Source organism: Pseudomonas protegens, assembly GCF_013407925.2.
Taxonomy (GTDB): Bacteria; Pseudomonadota; Gammaproteobacteria; order Pseudomonadales; family Pseudomonadaceae; genus Aquipseudomonas; species Aquipseudomonas fluorescens_AP.
This window is the reverse complement of record NZ_CP060201.1, coordinates 438833-464529: the sequence shown is the minus strand read 5'-3', so window position 1 is coordinate 464529 and position 25697 is coordinate 438833. Positions and strand designations below refer to the sequence as shown.

Sequence of the window (25697 nt, the reverse complement as noted above, 5' to 3'; positions counted from 1 at the left end):
GCAAAATTTGCGCTGATGCTGCGGACGCTTTCGCTGGCAAGCCAGCTCCTACAAGGGGGGATCGTTCAGATAACCTGCATTGGGGGCAAGGTGCCCAGCAGCGAGACGGCGGCCACTGCGGCCACGCCCAGTAGCCATTCCAGCTGCACGCTGTTGCGCAGGCTGGTAAGGCGCTGGTCGCAGCCGCGAATCCGCAGGCGGTTGAACAGGGCCAGCCCGAGCATTCCCGCCACCAGCAGCACCTTGATCAGCAGGATCAGGGCAAAGCCGCTGAACAAGGGTGTTGGCCACCATTGCCCGGTGAGCACCCGCACATTGATCAGGCCGCTTGCCAGCAACCCCGCGACCAAGCCGTACCCCACACCGCTGAAACGCCGCAACAGCGGTTCCACGGAGGCCTGCGGTGGTTGCCGCAACACCAGCAGCAACACCAGCAAGCCCCCCAACCAGATGGCGACACAGCTTAAGTGCACGACCTGATTGAGGATCAGCATCTGCCCGGCCAACCCATCGAGCATGGCGCCGTGGCCCACCGGAGCGAGGGTGGCCAGGAGCAGGGCACCGAGCCCCAATTGCAGCGGCAGGCGCCGGCCCAGGGTAGTCAGCAGCAGGCCCAGCAACAGGAGGTTGAGCAGCAGGTGCCAGCTCCAGACCTGGCCGAAGAAGGTCTTGCCCAGCACCAATTGCACGGTTGCCGGGTCCAGCGCCGCCGGCCAGGAGCCGGCCATGCTGGCGCTGATCAGCAGCAACCAGCACAGGCCACTGCAAAGGCCGATCAGCGCCAGCCAGCGGCTGAGCCGATCGAGTTGCTGGCGCACGACGCCATGGCCGTTTTGCGCGGCATCACGGCCCAGCAACAGCGGGCGAAACACCCAGGCCCCGACCAGGGCCAGGACCACCGCAAAGTGCACGAAGCGGCACAGCACCAGCCATGTCGCCATGGCTTACGGGCTCACCTTGAAGCTGTAGCTGCCTTCGCTCTTGTGGGTGTCCACCGACACCGCATGCCACTCCACCTTGTACTCGCCAGCGCGCAGCGGCGTGGCGGCCGGGATGACGATCAGGGTTTTCTTGTCCGCGCCTTCGGTGGCCAGGCTTTTCACTTCGAGGGGCGCGCCGTCCTTGCTGATCTTGACCTGGGTGAAGGCCGCTTCCACGCCTTCGCTGAACACCAGGCGCAGTTCGTTGGGCGCGGTCACGTTGCTGTCGGCCGCCGGCGTCGAGCTTTTCAGGTGGGCGTGGGCAAATACCGAGGAGGCGCCCAGCAGCGAGGCGAGCAGGGCGGTGGTGGTGAAGAGGTTTTTCAGTGACATCGAGGATTACCTTCAATAAAGAGAGCAGGGGCTCAACGATCCTGCAATTGCATGTGGATGATCGGAAACGGCCGGCCTTCGCCATCGGTTTCCGAGCGGCCGCAGTCGACGAAACCGTAGTGACGGTAGAAGCCATGGGCCTGGGGGTTCTGTTCGTTGACGTCGACCTTCAGGTTCGGACGGCGCACGTGATCCAGAAGTTTTCGACCGATGCCCTGGCCCCGTTGGGCCGGTTCGATGAACAGCATCTGCACCGTGTCGTCGCTGGTGGCGATAAAACCGCCGGGGCTGGCGTCGGGGTTGTCCCAGACCCAGGTTTCAAGGGCCGGCAGGTAGCTGTCGCGTACCAGCGGATACAGGCGCTGGATATCGTCTTCGGCAATAAAGTCATGGGTGGCGCGGACCGAACGCTCCCAGAGCGCGGTCAGCAAGGCGTCGTCCGCAGCGACGCGAGGGCGAATCGTCATGAGTGTGTTCCATCGGTAACAGGACAGATGGCCGGCGGTGGGGCAGGGCCGGCATTCGGGCAGCGACCTGTATGCCCGTGTCGCGAATTAACGCCTGGACGGAGCACCGCAGTGACTGCTGCAAATGAGCGGGAGGCCGATCCTACCCAATAAGGTCGGGCGGCGAAAGGTCAATGCAGGGCCGCCCTGTCGCGGGCTTGACAGCTCCCCGCAGTGAGCGGGCGGATGCTAGTCTTGCCGCAGACTGTTTCCGTAGGAGCCCTCATGGGCAATCACAAGATCGAGATTCGTCGCAGCAACGTGGAAAAAATCCTCCTGGCGGCGGAGAAAATCTTCGCCGAAAAAGGTTATGCCGGCACCGCCATGGCCGACATCGCCGAAGAAGTGCAACTGCCGCGTTCCAACCTGCATTACTACTTCAGCACCAAGAACGAGCTTTATAGCGCCGTGCTTCTGGATCTGCTGGACGTGTGGAAGCAGGACGCCCTGTGCTTCGAAATGTTCGACGACCCGCGGGTGGTGCTCAGCAGCTACATCCGCGCCAAGATGCAGCACTCGCGCAGCCGGCCCTACGGCTCCAAGGTCTGGGCCAACGAAATCATCCATGGCGCGCCGACCCTGGGCGAGGCGCTGGATGCCAGCCTGTACGACTGGGCAAAGATGAAGGAAGCCAAGATCCGCCAATGGGTCGAGGACGGGCGGATCCTGCCGGTGGAGCCTTCCAGCCTGCTGTACATGATCTGGGCCTCGACCCAGCATTACGCTGACTTCGATCATCAAGTGATGATCCTCAACGACCACCAGCCGCTGTCGGATTTGCAATTCGAACGCGCGGTGCAGACCGTCACCAGCGTCATCCTGCGGGGCATTGGCCTGGAACCCTAGAAGGGCAGCGGCAAGCTACAAGCGGCAAGCTGCAAGTGGGCCAGGCTTGCCGCTTGTAGCTGCCGTTACTACTTGCCGCTTGCAGCTGCTTCTCTGTAGGGATTGCGCGGATCGTGCAGCCAGTCGAGGAACGGCTTGCCGGTGTCCTGGGGCACCATTTCGATGCAGTCCTGCACCGGGCAGGTGATCTGGCACAGGTTGCAACCCACGCACTCGTCGTCGATCACTTCGTATTTATGGCTGCCGTCGGCTTGCCGTAGGCTGGCAATCGCCTGGTGCGAGGTGTCTTCGCAGGCGATATGGCAACGGCCGCAGCCAATGCACGCCTGCTGGTCGATCCTGGCGATCACCTGGTAGTTGATGTCCAGGTACTTCCAGTCGGTGGTGTTGCCCACCGCGCGCCCGGAGAAGTCTGGCAGGCTGTGGTAGCCCTGGCTGTCCATCCACCGCGACAGGCCGTCCTTCATTTCCTCGACGATGCGAAAGCCATGCAGCATCGCCGCGGTGCACACCTGTACGGCGCCACAGCCCAGGGCGACGAATTCGGCGGCGTCGCGCCAGCTGCCGATGCCGCCAATGCCGCAGATCGGCAGGCCGCGGGTCTGCGGGTCACGGGCAATCTCGGCCACCATGTTCAGGGCAATCGGCTTGACCGCCGAGCCGCAATAACCGCCGTGGGTGCTCTGGTGGCCCACCATCGGGTGGGCCACCATGCGCTCCAGGTCGACGCTGGTGATGGAGTTGATGGTGTTGATCAGCGACACCGCGTCCGCCCCGCCACGATGGGCGGCGCGGGCGGCCATGCGGATGTCGGTGATGTTCGGCGTCAGCTTGACGATCACCGGCAGCGAGCAATAGGTCTTGCACCAGCGGGTCACCTGCTCGACGTATTCCGGCACCTGGCCCACCGCCGCGCCCATGCCCCGTTCCGGCATGCCGTGGGGGCAACCGAAGTTCAGTTCGATGCCGTCGCAACCGGTGGCTTCCACCAGGGGCAGGATGGCTTTCCAGGATTCCTCGACGCAGGGCACCATCAGCGACACGATCAAGGCGCGGTCCGGCCAGTCCTTCTTCACCTGGGTGATTTCCTTGAGGTTGATCTCCAGGGAACGGTCGGTGATCAGCTCGATATTGTTGATGCCCATCACTTCGCGGTTCGGTCCGTAATGCGCCGAATAACGCGACGAGACGTTGACCGCCGCCGGGTCCTCACCCAGGGTTTTCCAGACCACGCCGCCCCAGCCGGCCTCGAACGCGCGGACCACGTTGTAGGCCTTGTCGGTGGGCGGCGCTGAGGCCAGCCAGAACGGGTTGGGGGCTTTGATACCGGCGAAGACAATCGACAGATCGGCCATTTACGCAGCCTCCATGTTGAGCATGAGTTGGGCATGCATGGCTTCTGCGGCCAGCTTGCCGTGTTGCACCGCTTGCACGGTCAGGTCCTGGCCGAGGCTGACGCAGTCGCCCCCGGCATAGACCCCGGGAATGCTGGTGCGCAGCTGTTCGTCGACCTGGATCCGCTCGCCGCACCGCTGCAGTTCCCGAGCCAGTGGATCGGCCAGGGCGCTACCGTCGAACGACTGGCCGATAGCCTTGAAGATGGCGTCGGCGGCCAGTTCGAAGGTTTCGCCGGTGGTCTGCAACCGTCCATCCCGCATCTGGGTGCGGGCGAAGCGCATGCCGCGCACCCGGCCCTGGTCATCCAGCAGCACTTCTTGCGGTGCGGCCCAGGTCAGCAGGCGCACCTGATTGGCCTTGGCGATGTCCTGTTCATGCTCGGTGGCGCCCATGTCCTCGACGCCCCGGCGGTACACCAGGTTGACGTCACGGGCACCCAGGCGCGCCATCTGCACCGCCATGTCGATGGCGGTGTTGCCGGCGCCGAGGACGATGCAGCGGTCGGCCAGGGGCAACTGGCTGAGGTCGTCGGCCTGGCGCAGTTCGCGAATGTAGTCAGTGGCGGCCAGCAGCCCGGGGGCGTCTTCATGCTCCAGCCCCAGTTGCTTGCTGGCGGCCAGCCCGAGACCAAGGAACACCGCGTCGAACTGCTGGTGCAGCTCGGTCAGGCTCAGGTTGGCGCCGAGTTTGTGCCCATGGCGGATCTCGATGCCGCCAATCCCCAGCAGGAACTCCAGCTCCTGCTGGGCGAAGTCATCCACCAGCTTGTACTTGGCAATCCCGTATTCGTTGAGGCCGCCGGCTTTTTCCCGGGCTTCGAAAATCACCACCTCATGGCCGTGCAGGGCGCAGCGGTGGGCGCAGGACAAACCCGCCGGGCCGGCGCCGACCACGGCGATGCGCTTGCCGCTGGGCGCGGCGCGCTGGAACGGGTGCTCGGTGAAGTGCGCGTTGTCCAGGGCATAGCGTTGCAGCAGGCCGATCAGCACCGGCGCGCACTCCTGGGCGTTGTTGCGCACGCAGGCCTGCTGGCAGAGGATCTCGGTGGGGCAGACCCGGGCGCAGCTGCCGCCGAGGATGTTGGCCGAGAGAATCTTCTGCGCCGCGCCCTGGACGTTGTCGGTGTGGATATTGCGGATGAACGAAGGAATGTCGATCTCGCTGGGGCAGGCGTTGACGCAGGGCGCGTCGTAGCAATACAGGCAGCGCGAGGCTTCCAGATGGGCCTGGCGGGTGTTGAGCGGTGGCGCCAGATCGCTGAAATGGCCGGCCAGGGTGGCGCCGTCCAGGGTCGGGTGGGGCAAGTGGTTCAAGGTCTTGATCACGGTTTTGGCCTCACGGTTTTTTTAGCGGCTGCCTCTGACGGGCATGTTTACAAGCGGGCGAGGGCGTCCGGATCGCGAGCAAGCTCGCTCCTACAGGGTCGTGTTTTTTATGTAGGAGCGAGCTTGCTCGCGATAGGGGGCAACGCCCCCGGTCTCAGCGTTTAACCGCCGTCGGCTTGTGCCGCTCGGCGCGCTTGCTCAACAGGTCGAACACCGCCGGGTAGGCCGGGCGTTCGATGTAGCGCCCGGCGCCGCGTTCGGCTCGCAGGTCGCCGTCGGCCCACACCAGCTTGCCCTGGCTGATGGTGTGGCTGGGCACGCCGCGCACGGTCTTGCCTTCGAAGATGTTGAAGTCCACCTGCTGGTGGTGGGTCTTGGCGGAGATGGTCCGCGTGCCTTGCGGGTCCCAGAGCACCAGGTCGGCATCGGCACCGACGCGGATTGCGCCCTTGCGCGGGTAGAGGTTGAAGATCTTTGCGGTGTGGGTGGAGGTCAGGGCGACGAACTCCTGCATCGACAGGCGCCCGCTGTTCACCCCTTCATCCCAGAGCACCGCCATGCGGTCCTCGATGCCGGCGGTGCCGTTGGGGATCTTGCTGAAATCATCGCGGCCGGCGGCTTTCTGTTCGGCGCAGAAGCAGCAGTGGTCGGTGGCGGTGGTGTGCAGGTTGCCCGATTGCAGGCCGCGCCACAGCGCTTCCTGATGACCACGGGGGCGGAACGGTGGGCTCATCACATAGCCGGCGGCGGTCTGCCAGTCCGGATTGCGGTACACGCTGTCGTCCAGCAGCAGGTGGCCGGCCAGCACTTCACCGTAGACCGGCTGGCCCTTGCTGCGGGCGTAGGTGATTTCGTCCAGCGCCTCTTGGGTGGAGACGTGCACCAGGTACAGCGGCGTGCCCAGGGTTTCGGCGATGCGAATGGCCCGGCTGGCGGCTTCGCCTTCCACCTGCGAGGGTCGCGACAGCGGATGCGCTTCCGGCCCGGTGATGCCCTGGGCCAGCAGCTTGCGCTGCAGGTGATAGACCAGCTCGCCGTTTTCCGCGTGCACCGTGGGCACCGCGCCCAGTTCCAGGCAGCGCTCGAAGCTGGCCACCAGGGTGTCGTCGGCGGCCATGATGGCGTTCTTGTAGGCCATGAAGTGCTTGAAGCTGTTGATGCCGTGGTGCTGCACCAGTTCGGCCATTTCCTCGCGCACCTGCTCGCTCCACCAGGTGATGGCCACGTGGAAGCCGTAGTCGCTGGCGGATTTCTCGGCCCAGCCGCGCCACTGGTGGAAGGCCTCCAGCAACGACTGCTGGGGGTTGGGAATCACGAAGTCGATGATCGAAGTGGTGCCCCCCGCCAGGCCCGCCGCCGTGCCGCTGAAGAAGTCTTCGCTGGCCACGGTGCCCATGAAGGGCAGTTGCATGTGGGTATGTGGGTCGATGCCGCCGGGCATCAAGTATTGGCCGCTGCCATCGAGCACTTCACAGCCGGCGGGAATATCCAGATTGTTGCCGATGGCGCGAATCAGACCCTCTGCGCAGAGCACATCGGCTTTATAACTTTCATCATGGGTAATAACGGTGGCGCCACGGATCAACAGAGACATTCCGAGTTCCTCGCAGGCATGACCGACTGTTGTCGGTTCTAACTTTTTTATTGAACGCGCTGACAACTTAATAATCCTGTCAGCGGTGTCAGGATTAGAAGCTAGCCGCAGTTCAAAGAAACAGCAAGAATATTTTTTATAAGCATATATTAATTATAAGTTGTTGAAATTAAACGAATAAAAATCAAAATCCGCAAAATGGTGCACATCATCACCATTTTGACGCACTTGACAGGATCGAAAAATGGTCGAGATTTCCTATGTCAAATCAGCCGTTTGAGGAGGCGCTGCGAAGAACGACAGGCAACTAAGAAAATAACCGTGCACTGCTTTGGGTCCTGACCGAATGGACAACTTGCCAAACACCCGGCCTGAGTGAATGCGCAACTAACCTGGGGCTACAAAGTTGATTGAATAAAACTGAATCACATCAGTTGTTTACATGGATTCCGCACACTGTGCAGGCGCGTATCCGGCAGTAGTTGGCACCTTTATTGAGTGCCGCCGCAGATCGCTGGCCAGGAGGGCGGAAGTCGTCAGTTCTCCGGCCATCGTCCGGCGCGCTGTTTCTGGGTGCGCCGGCCTGATGAGCAAAATAATCAGAACAACAGTGGAGCGGCCATGCAACAGATCAGATCCCAGGTGACCGAGTGCGAAGGCTTGTACGAGCTGGACGCCGGCAGCGACGTACTCGACAGCCCCCGTTACAACCACGACATCGCACCGACCCAGGTCCAGGAACGCACCTGGAACAAATGGCATATCACCGCACTGTGGATCGGCATGTCGATCTGCGTGCCCACCTACACCCTCGGCGGGGTGCTCACCGCCTACTTCGGCCTCAGCGTCGGCGAGGCGCTGCTGGCGATCCTGCTGGCCAATATCGTGGTGCTGATTCCCCTGACTCTCAACGCCTTTGCCGGCACCAAGTACGGCATTCCGTTCCCGGTACTGCTGCGCTCCTCGTTCGGCATCATCGGCTCCAACGTGCCGTGCCTGATCCGCGCCCTGGTGGCCTGCGGCTGGTTCGGCATCCAGACCATGTTCGGCGGGCTGGCGATCCACCTGTTCCTGGGCTCGATCTTCGAGGGCTGGAAGGCCTTGGGCGGCACCGGCGAAGTGATCGGCTTCATGATCTTCTGGACCCTCAACCTGTGGGTGGTGCTGCGCGGCGCCGAGTCGATCAAGTGGCTGGAAACCCTGTCCGCGCCGCTGCTGGTGGCGGTGGGCATCGGCCTGTTGGTGTGGGCCTTGCCCAGCGTGTCGCTGACCGAGCTGTTGGCGATCCCGCCCAAGCGTCCGGAGGGCGCCAGCGTCATTGGCTACTTCATGGCTGGGCTCACGGCGATGGTGGGTTTCTGGGCCACCCTGTCGTTGAACATTCCCGACTTCAGCCGCTACGCCAGAAGCCAGAAGGACCAGATCCTCGGGCAGATCTTCGGCCTGCCGCTGACCATGTTCCTGTTTGCCGCCCTGGGGGTGGTGATGACCGCCGCCTCGGTGAAACTGGTGGGCGTCACCGTCTCCGATCCGGTCAGCCTGATCGGCCATATCCAGAGCCCGGGCTGGGTGGCTCTGGCCATGGCGCTGATCATCATCGCCACCTTGTCCACCAACACCGCGGCCAACATCGTCTCGCCCACCAACGACTTCCAGAACCTGGCGCCCAAGCTGATCGGCCGCACCACCGCGGTGATCCTCACCGGCCTGGTGGGGCTGGCGCTGATGGGCCACGAGTTGTTGAAAAAGCTCGGCCTGCTGATTTCCGACGTCAGCCTGGAGACCGTGTATTCCAACTGGCTGCTGGGCTACTCCAGCCTGCTGGGGCCGATTGCCGGGATCATGGTGGTGGACTACTTCATCATCAAGCAACAGCGCCTGGACCTGGCCGGCCTGTACCGCGACGACGTTTATCCGGCGTGGAACTGGCACGGCTTCATCGCCTTCGGCGTGCCGGTGGCCCTGACCCTGATGTCCCTGGGCAGCAGCGCCTTCAACTGGTTCTACAGCTACGGCTGGTTCACCGGCTCGGCCCTGGGCGGCTTGATCTACTACGGCCTGTGCACCTGGCGCAGCCCCCAGGGCCTGACCGCCAAGACCCCGACTCTGTAGGAGCGAGCTTGCTCGCGATGAAGGCACAGACAACGCTGCCTCTCTGCGGGTTAGGTAACGTCTGCCGGCCAATCGCGAGCAAGCTCGCTCTTACAGGGACACCGAAAACCGCACCACTCAAGACGCGCCCGATCCCGTCAACCACAACCAGAAAAAGCCTGAGGAAATCACCATGAACGCTGCCGTCGAGGTTCTGCAATCCAGCCATCAGCACATCAACCGCGATCGTCTGTGGCAGTCGCTCATGGCGCTGGCCAAGCTCGGCGCCACGGTCAAGGGCGGGGTCTGTCGCCTGGCCCTGACCGACCTCGACCGCCAGGCCCGCAACCTGTTCGTGAAGTGGTGCGAGGAGGCCGGTTGCACCGTCACCGTGGACGGCATCGGCAACATCTTCGCCCGCCGCCCCGGGCGCAACCCGCACCTGCCACCGGTGATGACCGGCAGCCATATCGACACCCAGCCCACCGGTGGCAAGTTCGACGGCTGCTTCGGCGTATTGGCCGGGCTGGAAGTGCTGCGCACCCTCAACGACCTCAAGCTGGAAACCGAAGCGCCCCTGGAAGTGGTGGTGTGGACCAACGAAGAGGGCTCGCGCTTCCCGCCGTGCATGATGGGCTCCGGGGTGTTCGCCGAGAAATTCACCCTGGAGGACACCCTGGCCAAGACCGACGCCGAGGGCATCAGCGTCGGCGAGGCGCTGAACGCCATCGGCTACGCCGGTAAACGCCCGGTCAGCGGGCATCCGGTGGGCGCCTATTTTGAAGCGCATATCGAGCAAGGCCCGATCCTGGAAGACGAGCGCAAGACCATAGGCATTGTGCTCGGCGCCCTCGGCCAGAAGTGGTTCGACCTCAAGCTGCGTGGCGTCGAGGCCCACGCCGGCCCGACCCCGATGCACCTGCGCAAGGATGCCCTGGTGGGCGCCGCCGCAGTGGTCGCGGCGGTCAACCGCGCGGCCCTCGGTCACCAGCCTCACGCCTGCGGCACCGTCGGCTGCCTGCAAGCCTACCCGGGCTCGCGCAACGTGATTCCGGGCGAGGTGCGCATGACCCTGGACTTCCGCCATCTGGAGCCGGCGCGCCTGGATTCGATGATTGCCGAGGTGCGCCAGGTGATCGACAACACCTGCGAAGAACACGGCCTGAGCTTCGAACTGACCCCGACTGCGGACTTCCCGCCGCTGTACTTCGACCCCGTCTGTGTCGAAGCCGTGCGCGGTGCGGCGCAGTGGCTGGGCCTGTCGCACATGGACATCGTCAGCGGTGCCGGGCACGACGCGATCTTCGTCGCCGAACTGGGCCCGGCGGGGATGATCTTCGTGCCCTGCGAAGGCGGCATCAGCCACAACGAAATCGAAAACGCCGACCCCGACGACCTCGCCGCCGGCTGCGCCGTGCTGCTGCGGGCCATGCTCGCCGCCTCCCAGGCCATCGCCCAGCGCCAGGCGTAGGAGCCGGCTTGCCGGCGAAGAGGCCCGCCAGATGTGCGCCGCCCATGGCGACGCCTTCGCTGGCAAGCCAGCTCCTACCGGGGGCCTGCGGTGTTTTCACGAACCCGCCCACACCGCCATTTCCGTAGGAGCCGGCTTGCCGGCGAAGGGGCCCGCCAGACGTGCACCGCCCATGCCGACGTCTTCGCTGGCAAGCCAGCTCCTGCACGGGGCAGCGTGAGCCGCTTTGCCTGGCGTACACTGGCGAACTTTTCCCATGGGATGCCGAATATGCACAGGATGGTGCTCTGTCTGGCCCTGGCTCTGAGCCTGGGCGGTTGTATCGATTACAAATGGGGCCACGACTGGAAGGCTGACAGCCTCGGCGGTTGGCAGGATGCCAGCACCGGCAACTATGACCAGGGCACTTCGTTCAAGCTGGCCTGCGGGGCCGAGCCGCTCTATGTGAGTGTGCAGTCCAGCACTCCTCACCAACTGGTCTCGCTGTTTCTGGTTCCCTTGTTTTCCGCCTCGCTCAGTGATGACGACTCCGTGGAAATCCGTGCCAGTCACCCGGGCCTGGTGACTTGCACTTCATCGGCAGAGAACCCCCTGGTGTTGAAGATGGATAACCGGGTCATCAGCCCTATTGGCTATCCATCCCGTCAATTGGCGAACAGCTGTCGCATCCACCTGGACGCTCGTGAGCTGCAGGGCGAGCGCTTGTCGATCGAGGTCAATCAGGCCCTGCTGCCCTGTGCGGCAGCCCCGGTCACCCTGAAGAAGCACAGCTACTTCTGTATGCGACAGTCGAAGTTCGGTGGATCGGTGCCCTGCGGCCGTTAACACCGCTCAACCGCACGAACCTAAGCTAATTCCTAAAAAGTATTTATTTTCGATTTATTAGATCGATTAGCTTTTAGCGACTTTCCTGCCTCCCAGAAGGTTCGCCCCCATGCGCCTGCCCTTTGCTTTGCGTCGTAGCTTGTCGATCACCGCCCTGGCCGGTCTGGCGCTGGGCATGGCCCTCAATGCCCAGGCCGATACCGATCTGCGCATCGGCTACCAGAAATCCTCGACCCTGCTGGCCTTGCTCAAGGCCCAGGGCACCCTGGAAAAACAGCTGGCGGGGCAGGGCGTCAACATCACCTGGCACGAGTTCACCAGTGGCCTGCCGTTGGCGGAATCGCTGAACGTGGGCAATGTGGATATCAGCGCCGATGTCGCCGACACGGTGCCGGTCTTCGCCCAGGCCGCCGGGGCCAAGCTGACCTATTTCGCCACTGAAACCCCGTCGCCCGCCGCTCAGTCCATCGTCATTCCCAAGGATTCGCCGCTCAAATCCCTGGCCGACCTCAAGGGCAAGCGCATCGCCGTAACCAAGGCTGCTGGTAGCCATTACCTGCTGATCGCCGCCTTGCGCGAAGCGGGCTTGAGCTTCGCCGATATCCAACCGGTGTACCTGACCCCGGCCGACGGTCGCGCGGCGCTGGAAACCGCCAAGGTCGATGCCTGGGTCACCTGGGAACCTTTTGTCGCCAGCGCCCAGCGCCAGCAGGGCGCGCGGGTGCTGCACGATGGCCAGGGGCTGGCCAGTTATCGCCGTTACTACCTGGCGTCCAACGACTACGCCAAGGCCCATCCCGAGGTGCTGCAGCAAGTGTTCGCCGAGCTGCAGAAGACCGGCACCTGGGTCAAGGCGCACCCGGCCGAGGCGGCCAAACTGCTGGGCCCGCTGTGGGGCAACCTGGATGTGCCGACGGTGGAACTGGCCAACAGCCGCCGCACCTACAAGGTGGAAGCAGTCAAGCCCGATGCCTTGGGCGAGCAGCAGAAAATCGCCGATGCCTTCTACCAGGAAAAGCTGTTGCCCAAGCCGGTGGATGCCCGGGCCGTGCAGTTGTGGAGCCCGAAATCGTTGTAATTGACCGTTAGATCGCTTTCGCCTGTAGGAGCCGGCTTGCCGGCGAACAGGTCCCCCCCTTTTTTTTACTTGTTCACCGCCGGTTACGCCATCCCGCGCCCGGCGTCAGGAGTTCCCGTGTCTGCCGTTCACCCCCAAGAGGCCTTTGCCGTCCCAGCCTCCGTCAGCCCGCCCGCGGATAACGCCGACGTGGTGCTGGAATTACGCCACCTGACCAAGCACTACGCCCGCCGCCGTGGCCAGTCCGCGCCGCCAGCGGTTGAGCAGGTCAGCCTCAAGGTGCGCCGTGGCGAAGTGCTGTGCCTGATGGGCACCTCCGGCAGCGGCAAGTCCACCTTGCTGCGGCATATCAACCGGTTGATCGAGCCCAGCAGCGGCGAAGTGCTGATCGACGGTTCGGCCATCAGCCAGCTGTCGGCCCAGGAACTGCGCACCCTGCGTTCGCGGCGCATCGGCATGGTCTTCCAGCACTTCGGTCTGCTGCCCCATCGCAGCGTGCACGACAACGTCGCCTTGCCCCTGGAGCTGCGCGGCGAGCCTGAAGCCCTGCGCCATGCCGCAGCCGACGTGCAGTTGCAGGCCATGGGCCTGGAAGGCTGGGGCGAGCACTATCCCCATGAGCTGTCCGGCGGCATGCAGCAGCGGGTCGGCCTGGCCCGAGCGCTGGTCAGCGAGCCGGACATCCTGCTGATGGACGAACCCTTCAGCGCCCTGGACCCGACCATTCGCCGCGACCTGCAAAGCCACTTTCTGCGGGTGGTGCGCGAGCGCGGCATCACCACCTTGCTGGTGACCCACGACCCGGCGGAAGCCCTGCGTCTGGCGGACCGCATCGCCGTGCTGCGCCACGGCCAGTTGATTCAGGTCGGTACGCCTGAGGAATTGCTGAAGCAGCCGGCGGATGCCGAAGTGGCGGACTTCTTCCAGGAACACGGCGTCCGCAGCGCCACGCCGGTGGCGACGATTGCCCCGCGCAAGAGCGCGACGACCCCGGCGCCGGTCAGCCCCGGACTGTCCTTTGCCCAGGCCCTGCTGCTGGGCCCCGCCGCCCTGGCCGCCAGCGGTCGTGGTGGCCTGTACTGGCTGGGCTTCGCCCTGGAACTGGGCGCGGCCGCGGCCCTGGGGCAGGGGCTGGCCACAGCCAGTTTCGCCTGGGCCGCCTTGGCGCTGATCGGCTTGCTGCTCAGCCGCCTGTTGAGTGTGATCCTGGCCCGCCGCCCCAGTCGCCTTGGGCGTTCGGACTGGCGCCTGCCGTGGCTGGTGTTGCTGCTGTCCCAGGCCCTGGTGCTGTGGCGGGTGTTGGCCACCGATGCCTCGGGCCCCTGGCTGCAGTTTCCCGCCAACCGCCAAGTGCTGCTGGGCACCGCCGCGGCCATCGACCAACTGATTGCCTGGTCCCAGGTAACGTTCGAAAGCACCTTCGTCGGCGTGATAGTCGCCGTGCGCACGGTGATCGACAGCACCGAAAGCCTGCTGGGCTGGCTACCCTGGCCGGTGCCGGCCCTGGCCCTGGTGCTGCTGGCCTGGCGCAGCGCCGGCGCCGCCCTGGCCCTGACCAGTGCCGCGGCCTTGCTCTACATCGGCCTGTTCGGTTTCTGGGAACGGACCATCGCCACCCTGGCCCTGGTGGGTTCCTCGGTGCTGATCTCGCTGTTGATCGGCGTACCCGCCGGCATCCTCCTGGCCAAGCGCGCCCTGGCCCGGCGCCTGATCACTCCGCTGTTGGACGTGATGCAGACCCTGCCGACCTTCGTGTACCTGATCCCGGCGGTGGCGTTCTTCTCGGTGGGCAAGACCCCGGCGGTGATCGCCACGGTGATCTTCGCCCTGGCGCCGATGATCCGCCTCACCGCCCTGGGGATTCAGGAAGTGCCCAAAACCGCCGTCGAAGCAGCCCTGGCCCACGGTGCCACGCCGTGGCAGATCCTGACCAAGGTCGAACTGCCCCTGGCCGCGGGCTCCTTGCTGCTGGGGATCAACCAGACCCTGGTGATGAGCCTGTCGATGGTGGTGGTGGCGGCGTTGATCGGCGCCGGCGGCCTGGGCTACGACGTGATGACCGCGCTGCGCAACATCAAGGGCGGCGAGGGCATGCTGGCCGGCGCCGCGATCGTGTTCTGCGCGCTGATTCCCGATCGCATCATTCAAGCGACCCTGCGCCAGCGGGATCGCACATTGCAAAAAGCATGAGGTGTCCCTTGAACAAGTCGTTTACCCGTACCCTTGGCGCCGCCGCGCTGTTGTTGGGGTTGTCCCTGCCGGTGCTGGCCAAGGACAAGATCGTCATCGGCGAGCAGAACTGGACCGGCGCCATCGCTATCCAGAACATCCTTGGCGAAGTGATCAAGAGCCGCCTCGACGGCGAGGTTTCCTACCTCGCCGGTGACGTGCCGGTGCTGTTCGCCGCCGCTGCCAAGGGCGACGGCTCGGTGGACGTGCTCACCGATATCTGGCTGCCCAACCAGTCCGCCGCCTGGGCCAAATACGTCACCGGCGGCACCCGTTCCCTGGTGCCCAATAAGCAGCCGTACCTGGGGGTTCAGGGCTTCTACATCCCCGGCTACCTGCAAGACAAATATGGCGTGAAGTCGGTCTACGACCTGCAAAAGCCTGAAGTGGCCAAACTCTTCGAACCCCTGGGCGGCGGCAAGGCGCAATTGCTGGTGGGCCCGGCGGGCTGGGAGTCGACCTACATCGGCCAGATCAAGGCCAAGGATTTCGGCTTTGCCGACAAATTCGAATCGGTGTCCACCGAAGCTTCGGTGACCTACGCCAAGCTCGCCGCCGCCTACAAGGCCCAGCGCGGCGTGGTGTTCTACGCCTACACCCCGGACTGGATCTTCTCCGCCTTCGACCTGCGCCGCCTGGATGAACCGGCGTTCGACGGCTACGCCCAGGACAACAAGAAGGGCGACCCGCTGTACAAGGCCGACGGCTGCTGGAAATTCATCAGCCCCACGGTGGATGCCGACTGGCTGAGCAAGAGCAAGATCACCTGCGCCTACCCGGATGCCCGAGTCTATGTTTTGGCGTCCAGCGCCCTGCAAAAACGCGCGCCGCGAATTGCCGCGTTCCTGGAGAACTTCAGCATCGAGCCTCAGGCCCTGAACGACCTGATTCTCAAGATCGAAAAGGAACAGCAACCGGCGGCGCAGGCGGCCAAGGAATGGGTGGCGGCCCATCCGCAGATCGTTGATGGCTGGCTGGGTGCCAGCGGTGAAAAGGTGGGAGCGATTCAATGAGTGAGGTTGAACAGGCGACTTTCGGCGCCGGCTGCTTCTGGGGCGCGGAAGCCGCGTTCCGGGCGCTGCCGGGCGTTATCGACAGCCGCGTCGGCTACGCCGTGGAAGCCGGGGACGAGGCGGTGCAAATTGAAGTGGTGCAGGTGGATTTCGACCCGCAGGTGCTGGCGTATTCGACCCTGATCGAACACTTCTGGGGCCTGCATGATCCCACCTCGGTGGATCGCCAGGGCGAGCATGGCGGGGTGAAATATCGCTCGGCGATCTTTCACACCAACGCCGAACAGGCCGAACAGGCGAGGGCGGCCAAGACCGCCCTGCAAGACTCCGGCCGCCTCAACAAACCCGTAGCCACGGTGATCGTGCCCCTGGGCCGCTTCGACCTGGCGGATGAAGCGCACCAGCGTTACCTGGAGAGGAATGGCCTGAGCAGTTGCCATATCTGAAAGCTGCAAGCTTGGAGCTTGGAGCTTGGAGCTTGAGTCTCAGTTATCTGTATGCAAGTTGTGCTTTGTGGCGAGGGAGCTTGCTCCCGCTGGGCTGCGCAGCGGCCCCAAACCCTGATGCACGCGGTGCATCAGGTGGCATGGGGTTGAGGCCCAAGCGGGAGCAAGCTCCCTCGCCACAGGTTCGCGAACAGGATTCCTACGCGACCCGCCACTGAATCACTTCCAGCACCGCGCAGCCTTCTCGTGTGAGCAGATGCACACCACGGGTGATGTGGGTCAGGTCGCAATCGCTGATGTCTTTCAGCCCCAGGGTGGAGAGGCTGTCCATCAGGTCGCGGACCACGGTGAAACGGTGGGCGGCGCTGCTGGCCAGGTCGCTCAAGGGGGCTTGGGTATCGAGGTAGAACACCGGGTGTTCGGTGTCGTGGGTGTCGATGGGGGTGAAGCGGGGGGGGTGATGGTCAGTCATAGGTGCGGCTCCTGCTTATAGAGCAATCGCCTTTTTGCCGACCGTCAGGATTGGGGCAGTGATGCGCGAGCAGGCTGGCCTGGGATAGGGCAACAGCACACCTTGAGGTGTCCCGCGCACCACCGTCATAACCTTTGATCGCAGGGACAAAAGCGACTGCGAGGATGTTTGAAAGTGGATGCGTTCCTATATTCGACCGGCCAAGGTCGCTCGCGGATTGGGTTGCGAGGGGGGACTATAGGAGCGACGTCATAGCGCTGCAACAGGGTGATTGGGGAGATGTTTGAGCGCTTGTTTCGTGGTGTTGGTGGCTGGTTTTGGTGGGGGGTATATCCGTTGCTGCGGGTGTGGCGGCTGGCGGTTTTGTCTTTGTGGCGAGGTTGACTGGGTGCATATTCGTTGCTGCGGTAACGGCCGCTGGAGGTTTCGCCTTTATGGCGGGGGACGGGGTACATATCCGTTGCTGCGGTCATTGCCACTTAGGGTTTCGCCCTTACGGCGAGTCCCTTTTGTCAAACGCCACAAAAGGAACCAAAAGGGCTTGCCCCTCCATACGGCCCCTCGCTGGGGCTCGGGGTTCCCTCACTTCGGCATTGCTCCGGGGGCCCGCCGCCAACCGGCCATCCATGGCCGGGTGGCGGCTAGCTCGGCATCCCTGCCGAGCTGCCCCCTACGCAACGCCTACGCTCGGCCTGCTGGGAAGGGGCCTGAAGATCAAGATCAAGATCAAGATCAAAAGCCAAAGCCAAGGTGCGCAGGCCGTCTCCTTGTAGCCGCTGCCGCAGGCTGCGAACGAGCGCTCGCGCTCGCAAAACCAGGCGGCGCGATATGTCAGGAATATCGGGGAGGCAGGTTTAGCGTCTCCTGCGGAGCCGTTCGCAGCCTGCGGCAGCGGCTACATGTAACGTGAACGGCAATGAAACAGGTCGGCCGGCAGGCCGCCGTCAGATGTTGATCTTGCTCTGGCTTTTGATCTTCCTGCCCCTTTAGACACGATGGCCGAACGCAGGTATTGAGCCGTGGGTAACCCGGCAGGACGCCGGGTTAGCCGCACTGGGCCATGGATGGCCCATTGCGGCGGCCCACGGATCAATGCCGGAGTTCGGGCATGCCGAGCCTAGGCGAGGCACCGAGTGGAGGGGCAGGAGCGTTTTGCTCACTTTTGCGCTCTTCAAAAGTGAGTCGCTGTAAGAGCGAAACCATAAGCAGCCGTGACCGCAGCAACGGATATGTACCCAGAACTCGCGGTAAGGGCGAACCACTTTGGCAAAGCCGGAATGCCGGTCCAGCCCAACATCACCAAAGGGCTCCTGCCCCTGCATCCGGCACCTCGCTCCGGCCTCCTGAAGGGAGAGCAAAGCCAAAACCTGAACCCTCACCCTTTCAATCAAAACCCTCAAACGCCCTGCAAGACCCTCAACGCAGCCTGAGCCAAAAAGCCCGATCGGCTTTTCTGTTCCGGATGATGTTTCACATATTCATCAATTCGATTCAGCAAATAGCCCGGCAGCGTGATGTTGAGTTTTTCCGCCTTGCCCATGTAGCGAGTGATGTCGATATCAATCACGGCCCAAGTGCAGCCTTGATACTGGGGATTGGCGGCGTGGAGGGTCACTGTGCGCGCGGTGGGAATGGCTGCTCCTTCTTCGGCCAGTAATTCCAGGTGGCCTTCAATGGCTTCGCGGGCCATGGCCATGGCGTCGTCGAGGTCGTCACCGGCGGAGAAGCAGCCAGGAATATCGGGTACTTCCACACCCCAGGCGTGTTGGTCGTCACCGGGGAGAATGGCAATGGGATAGAGCATGGACTGATCCTCCTTCGGACCTGGGAGCGTCGAGCCTGGGTGGTTAGAGCCGGGCTTGTTTCAATATGCTGCTTACCGTTTTGGCCAGTAGATCTTTTTTGGGATGGGGAATGGTAACCAGGCCTGGCTTGGTTGGGTGTTTGAAGTGGTGGTGACTGCCCTTGACCCTGACCAGATACCAACCATCTGCTTCGATCTGGGCGATGAGTTGCCGGCTGTTCACATCGCTTTCAACTCCCTGTCGTGGCGGTGGGTATGATAACTACTTTTTTGGCGCTCAACACTATCAGCAACGGTTGGCGACGCATAGGGCGAGGCGGCAAACCTCAAGCTTTCAGCTTGCCGCTTGCCGCTACAAACTTGCCGCTGACTCTCCTCCACCCAACGCCACCAGCAACCCCACACTCGCCTGCAACTCCCTTGTCTGCACCGCCTGCAACCCCCGTTGCGCCTGCAAGGCCGCGTTCTGCGCCGTCACCACATCCAGGTAACTCACCGCCCCGGCCTGATAGCTGTTCATCGCCAAGGTCTGGGTATGCAGCGCCGCATTCACCGCCGCCTGCTGATCCAGCGCCTCCTGACGCAAATCCCGCAGTTGCCCCAGGTTGTCCTCCACCTCGCGCACCGCCCGCAGCACCTGTCCACGGTAATGGGCGGCGGCTTCTTCGAACTCGGCATGGGCCTGGCGCTCATTGGCGCTCAGCCGCCCGCCATCAAAAATCGGCAGGTTCACCAAAGGCCCCAAGGCCCAATAGCGATTGCCCGCGGCCAGCAGGTTGCCCACGCCCTGGGTCTGGCCACCGAGCATGCCGGTCAGGCTGAAATCCGGATACCAGGCGGCGCGGGCGATGCCGATGCCGGCATTGGCGGCATACACGCGGCGTTCAGCGGCGGCAATGTCCGGCCTTCGTTGCAGCAGGGTGCTGGGCAGTTGCTGGGGAATGCTCGGCAGGCTCAAGAGTTGCGCAGAGGGCGCCAGGTGGAATTGGCTGGCCGGCTCGCCCACCAGTTCGCCGATGGCGTGTTCGGTGAGGTTGCGCTGGGCGCGCACTTCGTCCAGTTCCGCTTCGGCGCTGGCCAGTTGGCTCTGGGCCCGGGTCAGGTCCAGTTCCGAGGCGATTTGCCCTTGATAACGGTCGCGGGTCAGTTGCAGGGCCTGGGCGTAATCCTCCAGGGAGTGGCTGAGGATGCGGCTCTGGGCGTCCAGGCCATTGAGTTGCACATACAGGCTCGCCAGCTGTTTTTGCAGGCTCAGGCGCGCGGCTGCCAGATCGTCTCCGGAGGCTTGGGCCTGGGCATCGCCGGCCGCGGCTTGATTGCGAATCCGCCCCCAAAGGTCGAGGTCGAAGCCCAGGGAAAAACCGGCGGTGTTGCTGTTGTAGATCGACGGTTGCGTGCTGCCGCGCAGGGGGCGGCTGTCCGACTGGCGTTGGCGCAGCGGTTGGGCGCTGGCGCTGATCTGCGGGAACAGCCCGGCATGCAGTTGGCTGGCGTAGGCCTGTGCAGCGTCGTAGTGGGCCAGGGCCGCCGCGAGGTCCGGGTTGGCCTGGAGCAGGCGCTGTTGCAGGTCGTTGAGACGCGGGTCCTGGTACAGCAGCCACCACTGTTCGGCAATGACCTGGGGCGCGGCGGCCGGGTGCCAGGGGCCGTCGGCGTTCTGTTCGCGATACTGCGCCGGCAGGTCGATGGCCGGCACCTGGTAGTGGGGCGCCAGGGAGCAGCCGTGCAGGGCCAGCAACAGCAGGGCGGCGAGGGGCTTAAGCCTTGGGCGCATGTTCGCCTCCCGCGTCCGCCAGTTGCACCAAGTCGCCTTCGCGCAGGGCGTCCGGCGGGTTGTCGATGACCTGATCGGTCGCTTGCAGGCCCTGGTCGATCACCAACCGCTCGCCCAGGTCCAGGCCTATATGGATGCTGCGCAGGTGCACGTGGCGGGAACCGTCGATCACCGCCACCTGGGTGCCCTGGGCGCGGAAGATCAGGGCGCTGGCGGGGATGCTCACGCCGTGGGTGTCGGCAGGGATGGCCAGTGTGGCTTCGGCATAGTCGCCGGGCATCAGCGCGCCGTCCGGGTTGGCGGCGACGAACTGTGCCAGCAGGGTGCCGGAGCGTGGGTCGATGGCGGTGGAGTCGCCCAGCAGTTGCGCGCTGAAGTGCTGGCCGGGATGTTCCGGCACGCTCAACTGCGCCACCAGTCCAGGGCGGATCACGCTGGCGTAGTTCTGCGGAATCGGCACGTAGAGCCGCAGTTTGTGGGTGTCCGCCAGGTCGAACAGCTCGGGGTCGCTGTCGTTGTCGGCCTTGATCAGCTGGCCGATATCGGTGTGGCGGGCGGTGAGGGTGCCGGCAAACGGCGCGCGAATGGTCTTGTAGTCCTCCAGCGCCGAGAGCCGTGCGTAGTCGGCGGCGGCCGCCTCGGCGTTGGCTTTGGCGGCAGCTGCGTTGGAGGTCTTTTCATCGGCTTCCTGGCGCGATACCGAGTGGCTGGCCAAGAGGTTCTGCCAGCGCGCGGCGGTGGTCTGGGCCAGCCGGGCATTGGCTTGCTGCTGGATCATCCGCGCCCGGGCCTGGGCCACTTGCTGGTCCAGGTCGGGGCTGTCGATATGGGCCAGCACTTGCCCGGCGCTGACCTTGGCGCCGATGTCCTGGGTCCAGTCCTTGAGGTAGCCGCTGACCCGGGCGTGGATCGGCGCCTTGCTCCAGGCTTCCAGGTGCGCCGGCAGGCGCAGGGTGTCGCCCAGCACATTGGGTTGCGGCTGGAGCACCAGCACTTGCGGCACGGCGGCGGTTTCGGTCCAGGCGGCCACGGCCCGTTCATGCAGGGTGCGCGCGGCCAGGCCGTTGGCCACCAGCAGCGCGGCCAGGCTCAGGCTGCCGATGCCCAGCAGCATCAGGCGTTTGCGCGAAGGGGTGTGATCAGGCGACATGGGTGTTTTCTCCAGCAACAGCGGATTGGGGACGACGGCCGTGGACCAGGCTGAAGACCACGGGGACAAAGATCAGGGTGGCCACGGTGGCGAGGAGCAGCCCGCCGATCACCGCGCGGCCCAGAGGGGCGTTCTGTTCCTCGGACAGGGCCAGAGGCAGCATGCCGATGATCATCGCCAGGGCGGTCATGCACACCGGGCGAAAGCGCGTATAGCCGGCTTCCAGGGCGGCCTTGAGGGCATCGCCATGTGCCGCCAGGCGCTCGCGGCAAAAACTCACCACCAGGATCGAGTTGGCGGTGGCCACCCCCATGCACAGGATGGCCCCGGTCAGGGCCGGCACCGACAGCGAGGTGCCGCTCAAGAACAACATCCAGACGATTCCGGCCAGGGCCGCTGGCAACGCGGTGATGATCACAAACGGATCGACCCAGGACTGGAAGTTGACCACGATCAGCAGGTAGATCAGCACCACCGCCCCCAGCAGGCCCAGGCTCAGGCCGCTGAAGGCCTCGTGCAGGGCATCGATTTGCCCGTGCAGGCTGACCGTGGCGCCCTTGGGCCGCAGGGCTGCGGCGTCGTCCAGGACCTTTTGCATGTCGTGGGCCACGGCGCCCAGGTCGCGGCCCTGGACGTTGGCGTACAGGTCCAGTGTGGGCTGGATGTTGTAGTGGCTGACCACCGCCGGGCTCTCGACCCGGGAGATATCCGCCAGGCCACCGAGGATCTGCGACTGGCCATTGCTGCCGGTCACCGGCAGAGCCTCCAGGGCCGGCAGGCTGTCCAGGCGGTACTGCGGGGTGGCGGCGACGATGGAATAGGACACGCCGTTCTTCGGGTTGAGCCAGAAGGTCGGCGCCACCTGGGAACTGCCGGCCAAGGACGCCACCATGCTGTTGGTCACGTCACGCTCGGTGATGCCCAGGCCGTTGGCCCGCAGGCGGTCGACCTTGACCTGCAATGACGGGTAGCCGGTGGACTGCTGGATGCGCAGGTCGGCGATGCCCGGCACATGTTGCAGGCGCCGTTGCAGTTCCTGGGCGAAGGCGCGGTTGGCCGCGTCATCGGGCCCGGAGATTTTCACGTCCAGCGGGGCCGGGGCGCCGAAGTTGAGGATCTGGCTGCTGATGTCCGCCGGCAGGAAGGCGAACTGGCTGCCGGGGAAGCTTTCCGGCAGGGCTTCACGCAGCTGTTTCACATAGTCGGCGCTGGGGGCGTGGCCGGGCTTGAGGGTGACCTGGATGTCGCCGTCCTGGGGGCCGATGGTGCCGCTGTTGCTGTAGGCCATGTCGATGCCGCTCAGGGGGATGCCGATGTTGTCGATGATGCTATCCAGTTGCTCGGCCGGGATCACTTCGCGAATCCGCGCTTCGATGCGGTCGAAGGCCGCCGCGCTTTCCTCTATCCGCGTGCCCAGGGGCAGCCGCACGTGCAAGGCCAGGGCGCCGGCGTCGGTGGCGGGGAAGAAGTCCTGGCCCAGGCTCGGCAGCAGGGCGAAGGAGGCCAGCACACAGGCAAGAAAGCCGAGGATGAAGGTCTTGCGCCGGCCCAGGGCCAGGTGCAACAGGCCGTGGTAGGTGTCGCGCACATTGGAGAAACGCGCCTCGAAGCCCTGCTGGAAGGCCAACAGCCCGCGTACCAGGGCATTGCGCGGCTTGGCATGCTGTTCGCCCTCGTGGTGGTTGATGAAGGCGTCCTCCGGGTGATGCCCGGGGCCGGCTTCTGGCGTGTGCGGCTTGAGCAGGTACATGGCCAGGGTCGGCACCAGGGTCCGCGAGAGGATGAACGAGCTGGCCATGGCGAAGATCACCGCCAGGGCCATGGGCCGGAATAGGTAGCCGGCGATGCCCTGCAACAGGAACATCGGCACGAAGACGATGCAGATGCACAGCAGCGAGACGAAGGCCGGGCCGACGATCTGCCTGGCGCCGTCGAGGATGGCGTCCTTGACCGCCTTGCCCTGTTCCAGGTGCCAGTTGATGTTCTCGATGGTCACCGTGGCGTCGTCCACCAGGATCCCCACCGCCAGGGCCAGGCCGCCCAGGGTCATCACATTCAGGGTCTGGCCGCTGAGCGCCAGCAAGGCAATGGCCGAGAGCACCGCCAGGGGAATCGAGGCGGCGATGATCAGGGTGGAGCGCCAGCTACCGAGGAACAGCAGGATCATCGCGCTGGTCAGCAGGGCGGCGATGATGCCTTCCTGGGCCACGCTGCCCACCGATTGCTTGACGAACACCGAGGCGTCCCCCAGCAGCGAAGTCTTCAGCGCTGGCGGCAGGGTTTCGTTGATCCGCGGCAGCATCTGGCGGATGCCATCGACGATGGACAGGGTGGAGATATTGCCGTTCTTCAGCGCCGGCATCAGCACCGCGCGGCGCCCGTCGACCCGCACGATATTGGTCTGCGGCGGCGAGCCGTCGCGCACGTGGGCCACCTGGCCGATGGTGATCAGCGCGCCGTCCACGGTCTTGATCGGCAGGTCGTTGAGCTCCTCGATGGCGGTGGGGCTGTTGTTCAGCAGCACCGTGTATTCATCGCCGCCGAGCTTGGCGGTGCCCACCGGGATGATCTGGTTCTGCGCCGCCAGGGCATTGCCCACGTCTTGCGCCGACAGGCCCTTGGCGGCCAGGGCTTGCGGGTCCAGGTCGAGGGTGATCTGCCGTTGCTTGCCGCCCATGGGGGTGGGCATGGCCAGCCCCGGCAGGGCGCTCAGGGGCAGGCGGATGTTGTTCTGCACCAGGTCGCGGATCTTCGCCTCCGACAGGGTCGGACTGGAGAAGGCCATTTGCAGGATCGGCACCGTCGAGGCGCTGTAGTTGAGGATCAGCGGCGGGGTGATGCCCGGTGGCATCTGTTTGAGCACGGTTTGCGACACCGCCGTCACCTGGGCGTTGGCGGTGCGGATATCCACCCCGGGCTGGAAGAAGATCTTGACGATGCCCATGCCCGGCAGCGACTGCGACTCGATGTGCTGGATGTCGTTGACCGTGGTGCTCAGGGAGCGCTCGTAGGTATAGATCACCCGCCCGGCCATGGCGTCCGGCGACAGGCCGTTGTACTGCCAGACCACCGCCACCACCGGGATGCCGATATCGGGGAACACGTCGGTGGGGGTACGCAGGGCCGCCAGGGGCCCGATGATGCAGATGAATATCGCCAGCACGATGAACGTGTAGGGCTTGAGCAGTGCGGTCTTGACCAGCCCGAGCATGCCGAAAACCTCCGAGGGAGTGGGATTGCAAACCTCGGCAGCCTGCAGCGACCCACCTAACACGCGGCTTTCAGCCAGGTGAAGGAAGTTTTAGGTAAGGCCTGAAATTCCTTTCATGGGGATTCATTTGTTCTCGCGTCGCAGCCTCGACAAGCTTGATGGCCATCGGTGCCGGCGATTTTTTCGGGCCTGCGCCGCACTCATTACTGTCATTTGCGAGGTTTCTTCCATGTCCCTCAAACCCTTGTTGCTGCTGCCGGGCCTGGGCCTGGCGTGCCTGCTTTCAGCCTGTGCAGGGCCTGTGCCCAAGGCCGATCCGCAGCAGGCCTGGATCGATCTTTCCGCGGAGTCGCCCAACGACCTGCTGGCCGACAGCGTCGACGGCCAGCGCCTGAGCGACGGCCGCTATTTCCAGGTCAGCCCCGGCCAGCACCGCTTGCAGATGGCCTTGCTGCAAGGCGCCAACGGCAACTCGGCGCAGCCTGAATGCCTGGGGCGCCTGGACTATGCCGGGTTCCAGGCGGGCGGCCATTACCGACTGCTGGAGTCCAGCGAAGGGCAGGACGTCAGCGCCGCGCTGCTGGACGCCCAGGGCCGGCAGGTGGCCCAGAGCCGGCCGTTCAGTTGCCTGTAGGGCTTCTTTTTTCCATTGCCAAGGTAGATGTTCATGACACTCAAACCGCTATTGCTGATTCCCGCCCTGGGCCTCGCGTGCCTGCTCTCTGCCTGCGCTGGCCCCATGCCCCAGCCCGATCCCAGCGAGGCCTGGATCGGTTTGCAGGAAGAGGGATCCAACGACCTGATAGCCGAACGGGTGGATGGCCGCAAGGTCGACGATGGGCGTTATTTTCAGGTCAAGCCCGGCGCGCATCGCCTGGACGTGACCCTGTTTGAAGAGAACGTCGGTGACGCCAACCAGCAAGACTGCAATGGTCATCTCAGCTACAGCGGCTTCAAGGCCGGTGAGCATTACAAGCTGGTGGAGTCGAGCCTGGGCAACGAGGTGTCGGCGCGCTTGTATGACGCCCAGGGCAAGCAGCTGGCCAGTACCCAGGACTTCAATTGCATGCCTGGCTGACAGGTCTGTTTACCGCGCTCAAATCAGGACATTTCGCTCAACACAAAGAGACAGGCCTGACTGCGGGCTCATG

Annotated in this window: 22 protein-coding genes; 10 read left to right on the top strand and 12 right to left on the bottom strand. The window is 64.3% G+C overall.

All coding sequences use genetic code 11. The features are described 5' to 3' along the window. Positions 1-65: 65 nt before the first annotated feature. From copD to GGI48_RS02085, 3 genes are read right to left on the bottom strand one after another with little or no spacing between them, the layout of a single operon-like run. Positions 66-941 carry a copper homeostasis membrane protein CopD gene (gene copD / locus GGI48_RS02095; RefSeq protein WP_179596687.1) on the bottom strand — a complete coding sequence of 292 codons (876 nt, stop codon included), beginning with the start codon at positions 939-941 and terminating at the stop codon, positions 66-68. Positions 942-944: 3 nt separating this feature from the next. Further along, the gene (gene copC / locus GGI48_RS02090; protein ID WP_179596685.1) at positions 945-1313 is read right to left on the bottom strand and encodes a copper homeostasis periplasmic binding protein CopC; all 369 of its coding nucleotides are present in this window, start codon (positions 1311-1313) and stop codon (positions 945-947) included. Positions 1314-1345: 32 nt separating this feature from the next. After that, positions 1346-1780: a GNAT family N-acetyltransferase gene (locus GGI48_RS02085; protein ID WP_016963022.1), complete on the bottom strand. Its 435-nt coding sequence runs from the start codon at positions 1778-1780 to the stop codon at positions 1346-1348. Between the two features lie 264 nt (positions 1781-2044). Between GGI48_RS02085 and GGI48_RS02080 the strand changes: the two genes are divergently transcribed. After that, positions 2045-2665 (top strand): TetR/AcrR family transcriptional regulator, encoded by a 621-nt coding sequence (locus tag GGI48_RS02080; RefSeq protein ID WP_016963023.1) that lies wholly within the window; start codon positions 2045-2047, stop codon positions 2663-2665. A gap of 68 nt (positions 2666-2733) precedes the next feature. Here the strand turns inward: GGI48_RS02080 and preA are convergent, their stop codons facing one another. The 3 genes from preA to hydA form a co-directional block, all read right to left on the bottom strand. Continuing rightward, positions 2734-4020 carry an NAD-dependent dihydropyrimidine dehydrogenase subunit PreA gene (gene preA, locus GGI48_RS02075; RefSeq protein WP_179596683.1) on the bottom strand — a complete coding sequence of 429 codons (1287 nt, stop codon included), beginning with the start codon at positions 4018-4020 and terminating at the stop codon, positions 2734-2736. Continuing rightward, positions 4021-5388, bottom strand: coding sequence for an NAD(P)-dependent oxidoreductase (locus GGI48_RS02070; protein WP_179596681.1), 1368 nt, complete (start codon positions 5386-5388; stop codon positions 4021-4023). 154 nt (positions 5389-5542) lie between these two features. After that, positions 5543-6982 carry a dihydropyrimidinase gene (gene hydA, locus GGI48_RS02065; protein WP_179596679.1) on the bottom strand — a complete coding sequence of 480 codons (1440 nt, stop codon included), beginning with the start codon at positions 6980-6982 and terminating at the stop codon, positions 5543-5545. Positions 6983-7603: 621 nt separating this feature from the next. Between hydA and GGI48_RS02060 the strand changes: the two genes are divergently transcribed. From GGI48_RS02060 to msrA, 7 genes are all read left to right on the top strand, one after another. Next, positions 7604-9094, top strand: a complete 1491-nt coding sequence (locus GGI48_RS02060; RefSeq protein ID WP_179596677.1) for an NCS1 family nucleobase:cation symporter-1 — start codon at positions 7604-7606, stop codon at positions 9092-9094. A gap of 172 nt (positions 9095-9266) precedes the next feature. After that, entirely contained in the window at positions 9267-10544 is a 1278-nt protein-coding gene (locus tag GGI48_RS02055; RefSeq protein ID WP_179596675.1) for a Zn-dependent hydrolase, read from the top strand. 270 nt (positions 10545-10814) lie between these two features. Continuing rightward, complete coding sequence (locus tag GGI48_RS02050; protein WP_047303873.1) at positions 10815-11369, top strand: hypothetical protein; 555 nt, start codon at positions 10815-10817, stop codon at positions 11367-11369. A gap of 109 nt (positions 11370-11478) precedes the next feature. Continuing rightward, on the top strand, positions 11479-12447 hold the full coding sequence (locus tag GGI48_RS02045; protein WP_015635282.1) for an aliphatic sulfonate ABC transporter substrate-binding protein: 969 nt from the start codon (positions 11479-11481) through the stop codon (positions 12445-12447). Between the two features lie 117 nt (positions 12448-12564). Continuing rightward, positions 12565-14637 (top strand): ATP-binding cassette domain-containing protein, encoded by a 2073-nt coding sequence (locus GGI48_RS02040; RefSeq protein WP_179596673.1) that lies wholly within the window; start codon positions 12565-12567, stop codon positions 14635-14637. After that, positions 14634-15689 carry a glycine betaine ABC transporter substrate-binding protein gene (locus GGI48_RS02035; protein WP_179596671.1) on the top strand — a complete coding sequence of 352 codons (1056 nt, stop codon included), beginning with the start codon at positions 14634-14636 and terminating at the stop codon, positions 15687-15689. Before GGI48_RS02040 ends, GGI48_RS02035 begins: the two co-directional genes overlap by 4 nt. Then, complete coding sequence (msrA, locus tag GGI48_RS02030; protein ID WP_179596668.1) at positions 15686-16135, top strand: peptide-methionine (S)-S-oxide reductase MsrA; 450 nt, start codon at positions 15686-15688, stop codon at positions 16133-16135. Before GGI48_RS02035 ends, msrA begins: the two co-directional genes overlap by 4 nt. A gap of 199 nt (positions 16136-16334) precedes the next feature. Here msrA and GGI48_RS02025 read toward each other — a convergent pair whose 3' ends face one another. The 6 genes from GGI48_RS02025 to GGI48_RS02000 all read right to left on the bottom strand — a co-directional run bounded on the left by GGI48_RS02025 (position 16335) and on the right by GGI48_RS02000 (position 24546). Then, on the bottom strand, positions 16335-16607 hold the full coding sequence (locus GGI48_RS02025) for a hypothetical protein (protein WP_179596666.1): 273 nt from the start codon (positions 16605-16607) through the stop codon (positions 16335-16337). Positions 16608-18003: 1396 nt separating this feature from the next. Then, positions 18004-18411 (bottom strand): type II toxin-antitoxin system HicB family antitoxin, encoded by a 408-nt coding sequence (locus GGI48_RS02020; RefSeq protein ID WP_102864418.1) that lies wholly within the window; start codon positions 18409-18411, stop codon positions 18004-18006. 43 nt (positions 18412-18454) lie between these two features. Further along, complete coding sequence (locus tag GGI48_RS02015; RefSeq protein WP_092315415.1) at positions 18455-18634, bottom strand: type II toxin-antitoxin system HicA family toxin; 180 nt, start codon at positions 18632-18634, stop codon at positions 18455-18457. 129 nt (positions 18635-18763) lie between these two features. Continuing rightward, the gene (locus GGI48_RS02010) at positions 18764-20185 is read right to left on the bottom strand and encodes an efflux transporter outer membrane subunit (RefSeq protein WP_179596664.1); all 1422 of its coding nucleotides are present in this window, start codon (positions 20183-20185) and stop codon (positions 18764-18766) included. Next, the gene (locus GGI48_RS02005; RefSeq protein WP_179596661.1) at positions 20169-21335 is read right to left on the bottom strand and encodes an efflux RND transporter periplasmic adaptor subunit; all 1167 of its coding nucleotides are present in this window, start codon (positions 21333-21335) and stop codon (positions 20169-20171) included. The genes GGI48_RS02010 and GGI48_RS02005 overlap by 17 nt, the downstream gene beginning before the upstream one ends. Continuing rightward, on the bottom strand, positions 21325-24546 hold the full coding sequence (locus tag GGI48_RS02000; RefSeq protein WP_179596659.1) for an efflux RND transporter permease subunit: 3222 nt from the start codon (positions 24544-24546) through the stop codon (positions 21325-21327). Before GGI48_RS02000 ends, GGI48_RS02005 begins: the two co-directional genes overlap by 11 nt. Before the next feature lie 229 nt (positions 24547-24775). Here GGI48_RS02000 and GGI48_RS01995 point away from each other — a divergent pair, with 229 nt between their 5' ends. Further along, positions 24776-25180 (top strand): hypothetical protein, encoded by a 405-nt coding sequence (locus GGI48_RS01995; RefSeq protein ID WP_179596657.1) that lies wholly within the window; start codon positions 24776-24778, stop codon positions 25178-25180. 33 nt (positions 25181-25213) lie between these two features. Further along, positions 25214-25624 carry a hypothetical protein gene (locus GGI48_RS01990; RefSeq protein WP_179596655.1) on the top strand — a complete coding sequence of 137 codons (411 nt, stop codon included), beginning with the start codon at positions 25214-25216 and terminating at the stop codon, positions 25622-25624. Positions 25625-25697 lie beyond the last annotated feature (73 nt).

Bases quoted from the DNA above. Each gene is read 5' to 3' on its own strand.
- copD (WP_179596687.1), bottom strand. From the start codon at position 941: ATGGCGACATGGCTGGTGCTGTGCCGCTTCGTGCACTTTGCGGTGGTC.
- GGI48_RS02045 (WP_015635282.1), top strand. From the start codon at position 11,479: ATGCGCCTGCCCTTTGCTTTGCGTCGTAGCTTGTCGATCACCGCCCTG.
- GGI48_RS02060 (WP_179596677.1), top strand. From the start codon at position 7,604: ATGCAACAGATCAGATCCCAGGTGACCGAGTGCGAAGGCTTGTACGAG.
- GGI48_RS02025 (WP_179596666.1), bottom strand. From the start codon at position 16,607: ATGACTGACCATCACCCCCCCCGCTTCACCCCCATCGACACCCACGAC.
- GGI48_RS02005 (WP_179596661.1), bottom strand. From the start codon at position 21,335: ATGTCGCCTGATCACACCCCTTCGCGCAAACGCCTGATGCTGCTGGGC.
- GGI48_RS02080 (WP_016963023.1), top strand. From the start codon at position 2,045: ATGGGCAATCACAAGATCGAGATTCGTCGCAGCAACGTGGAAAAAATC.
- GGI48_RS02020 (WP_102864418.1), bottom strand. From the start codon at position 18,411: ATGCTCTATCCCATTGCCATTCTCCCCGGTGACGACCAACACGCCTGG.
- GGI48_RS02035 (WP_179596671.1), top strand. From the start codon at position 14,634: ATGAGGTGTCCCTTGAACAAGTCGTTTACCCGTACCCTTGGCGCCGCC.
- preA (WP_179596683.1), bottom strand. From the start codon at position 4,020: ATGGCCGATCTGTCGATTGTCTTCGCCGGTATCAAAGCCCCCAACCCG.
- msrA (WP_179596668.1), top strand. From the start codon at position 15,686: ATGAGTGAGGTTGAACAGGCGACTTTCGGCGCCGGCTGCTTCTGGGGC.
- GGI48_RS02055 (WP_179596675.1), top strand. From the start codon at position 9,267: ATGAACGCTGCCGTCGAGGTTCTGCAATCCAGCCATCAGCACATCAAC.
- GGI48_RS02010 (WP_179596664.1), bottom strand. From the start codon at position 20,185: ATGCGCCCAAGGCTTAAGCCCCTCGCCGCCCTGCTGTTGCTGGCCCTG.
- GGI48_RS01995 (WP_179596657.1), top strand. From the start codon at position 24,776: ATGTCCCTCAAACCCTTGTTGCTGCTGCCGGGCCTGGGCCTGGCGTGC.
- GGI48_RS02050 (WP_047303873.1), top strand. From the start codon at position 10,815: ATGCACAGGATGGTGCTCTGTCTGGCCCTGGCTCTGAGCCTGGGCGGT.
- copC (WP_179596685.1), bottom strand. From the start codon at position 1,313: ATGTCACTGAAAAACCTCTTCACCACCACCGCCCTGCTCGCCTCGCTG.
- GGI48_RS02000 (WP_179596659.1), bottom strand. From the start codon at position 24,546: ATGCTCGGGCTGGTCAAGACCGCACTGCTCAAGCCCTACACGTTCATC.
- GGI48_RS01990 (WP_179596655.1), top strand. From the start codon at position 25,214: ATGACACTCAAACCGCTATTGCTGATTCCCGCCCTGGGCCTCGCGTGC.
- hydA (WP_179596679.1), bottom strand. From the start codon at position 6,982: ATGTCTCTGTTGATCCGTGGCGCCACCGTTATTACCCATGATGAAAGT.
- GGI48_RS02085 (WP_016963022.1), bottom strand. From the start codon at position 1,780: ATGACGATTCGCCCTCGCGTCGCTGCGGACGACGCCTTGCTGACCGCG.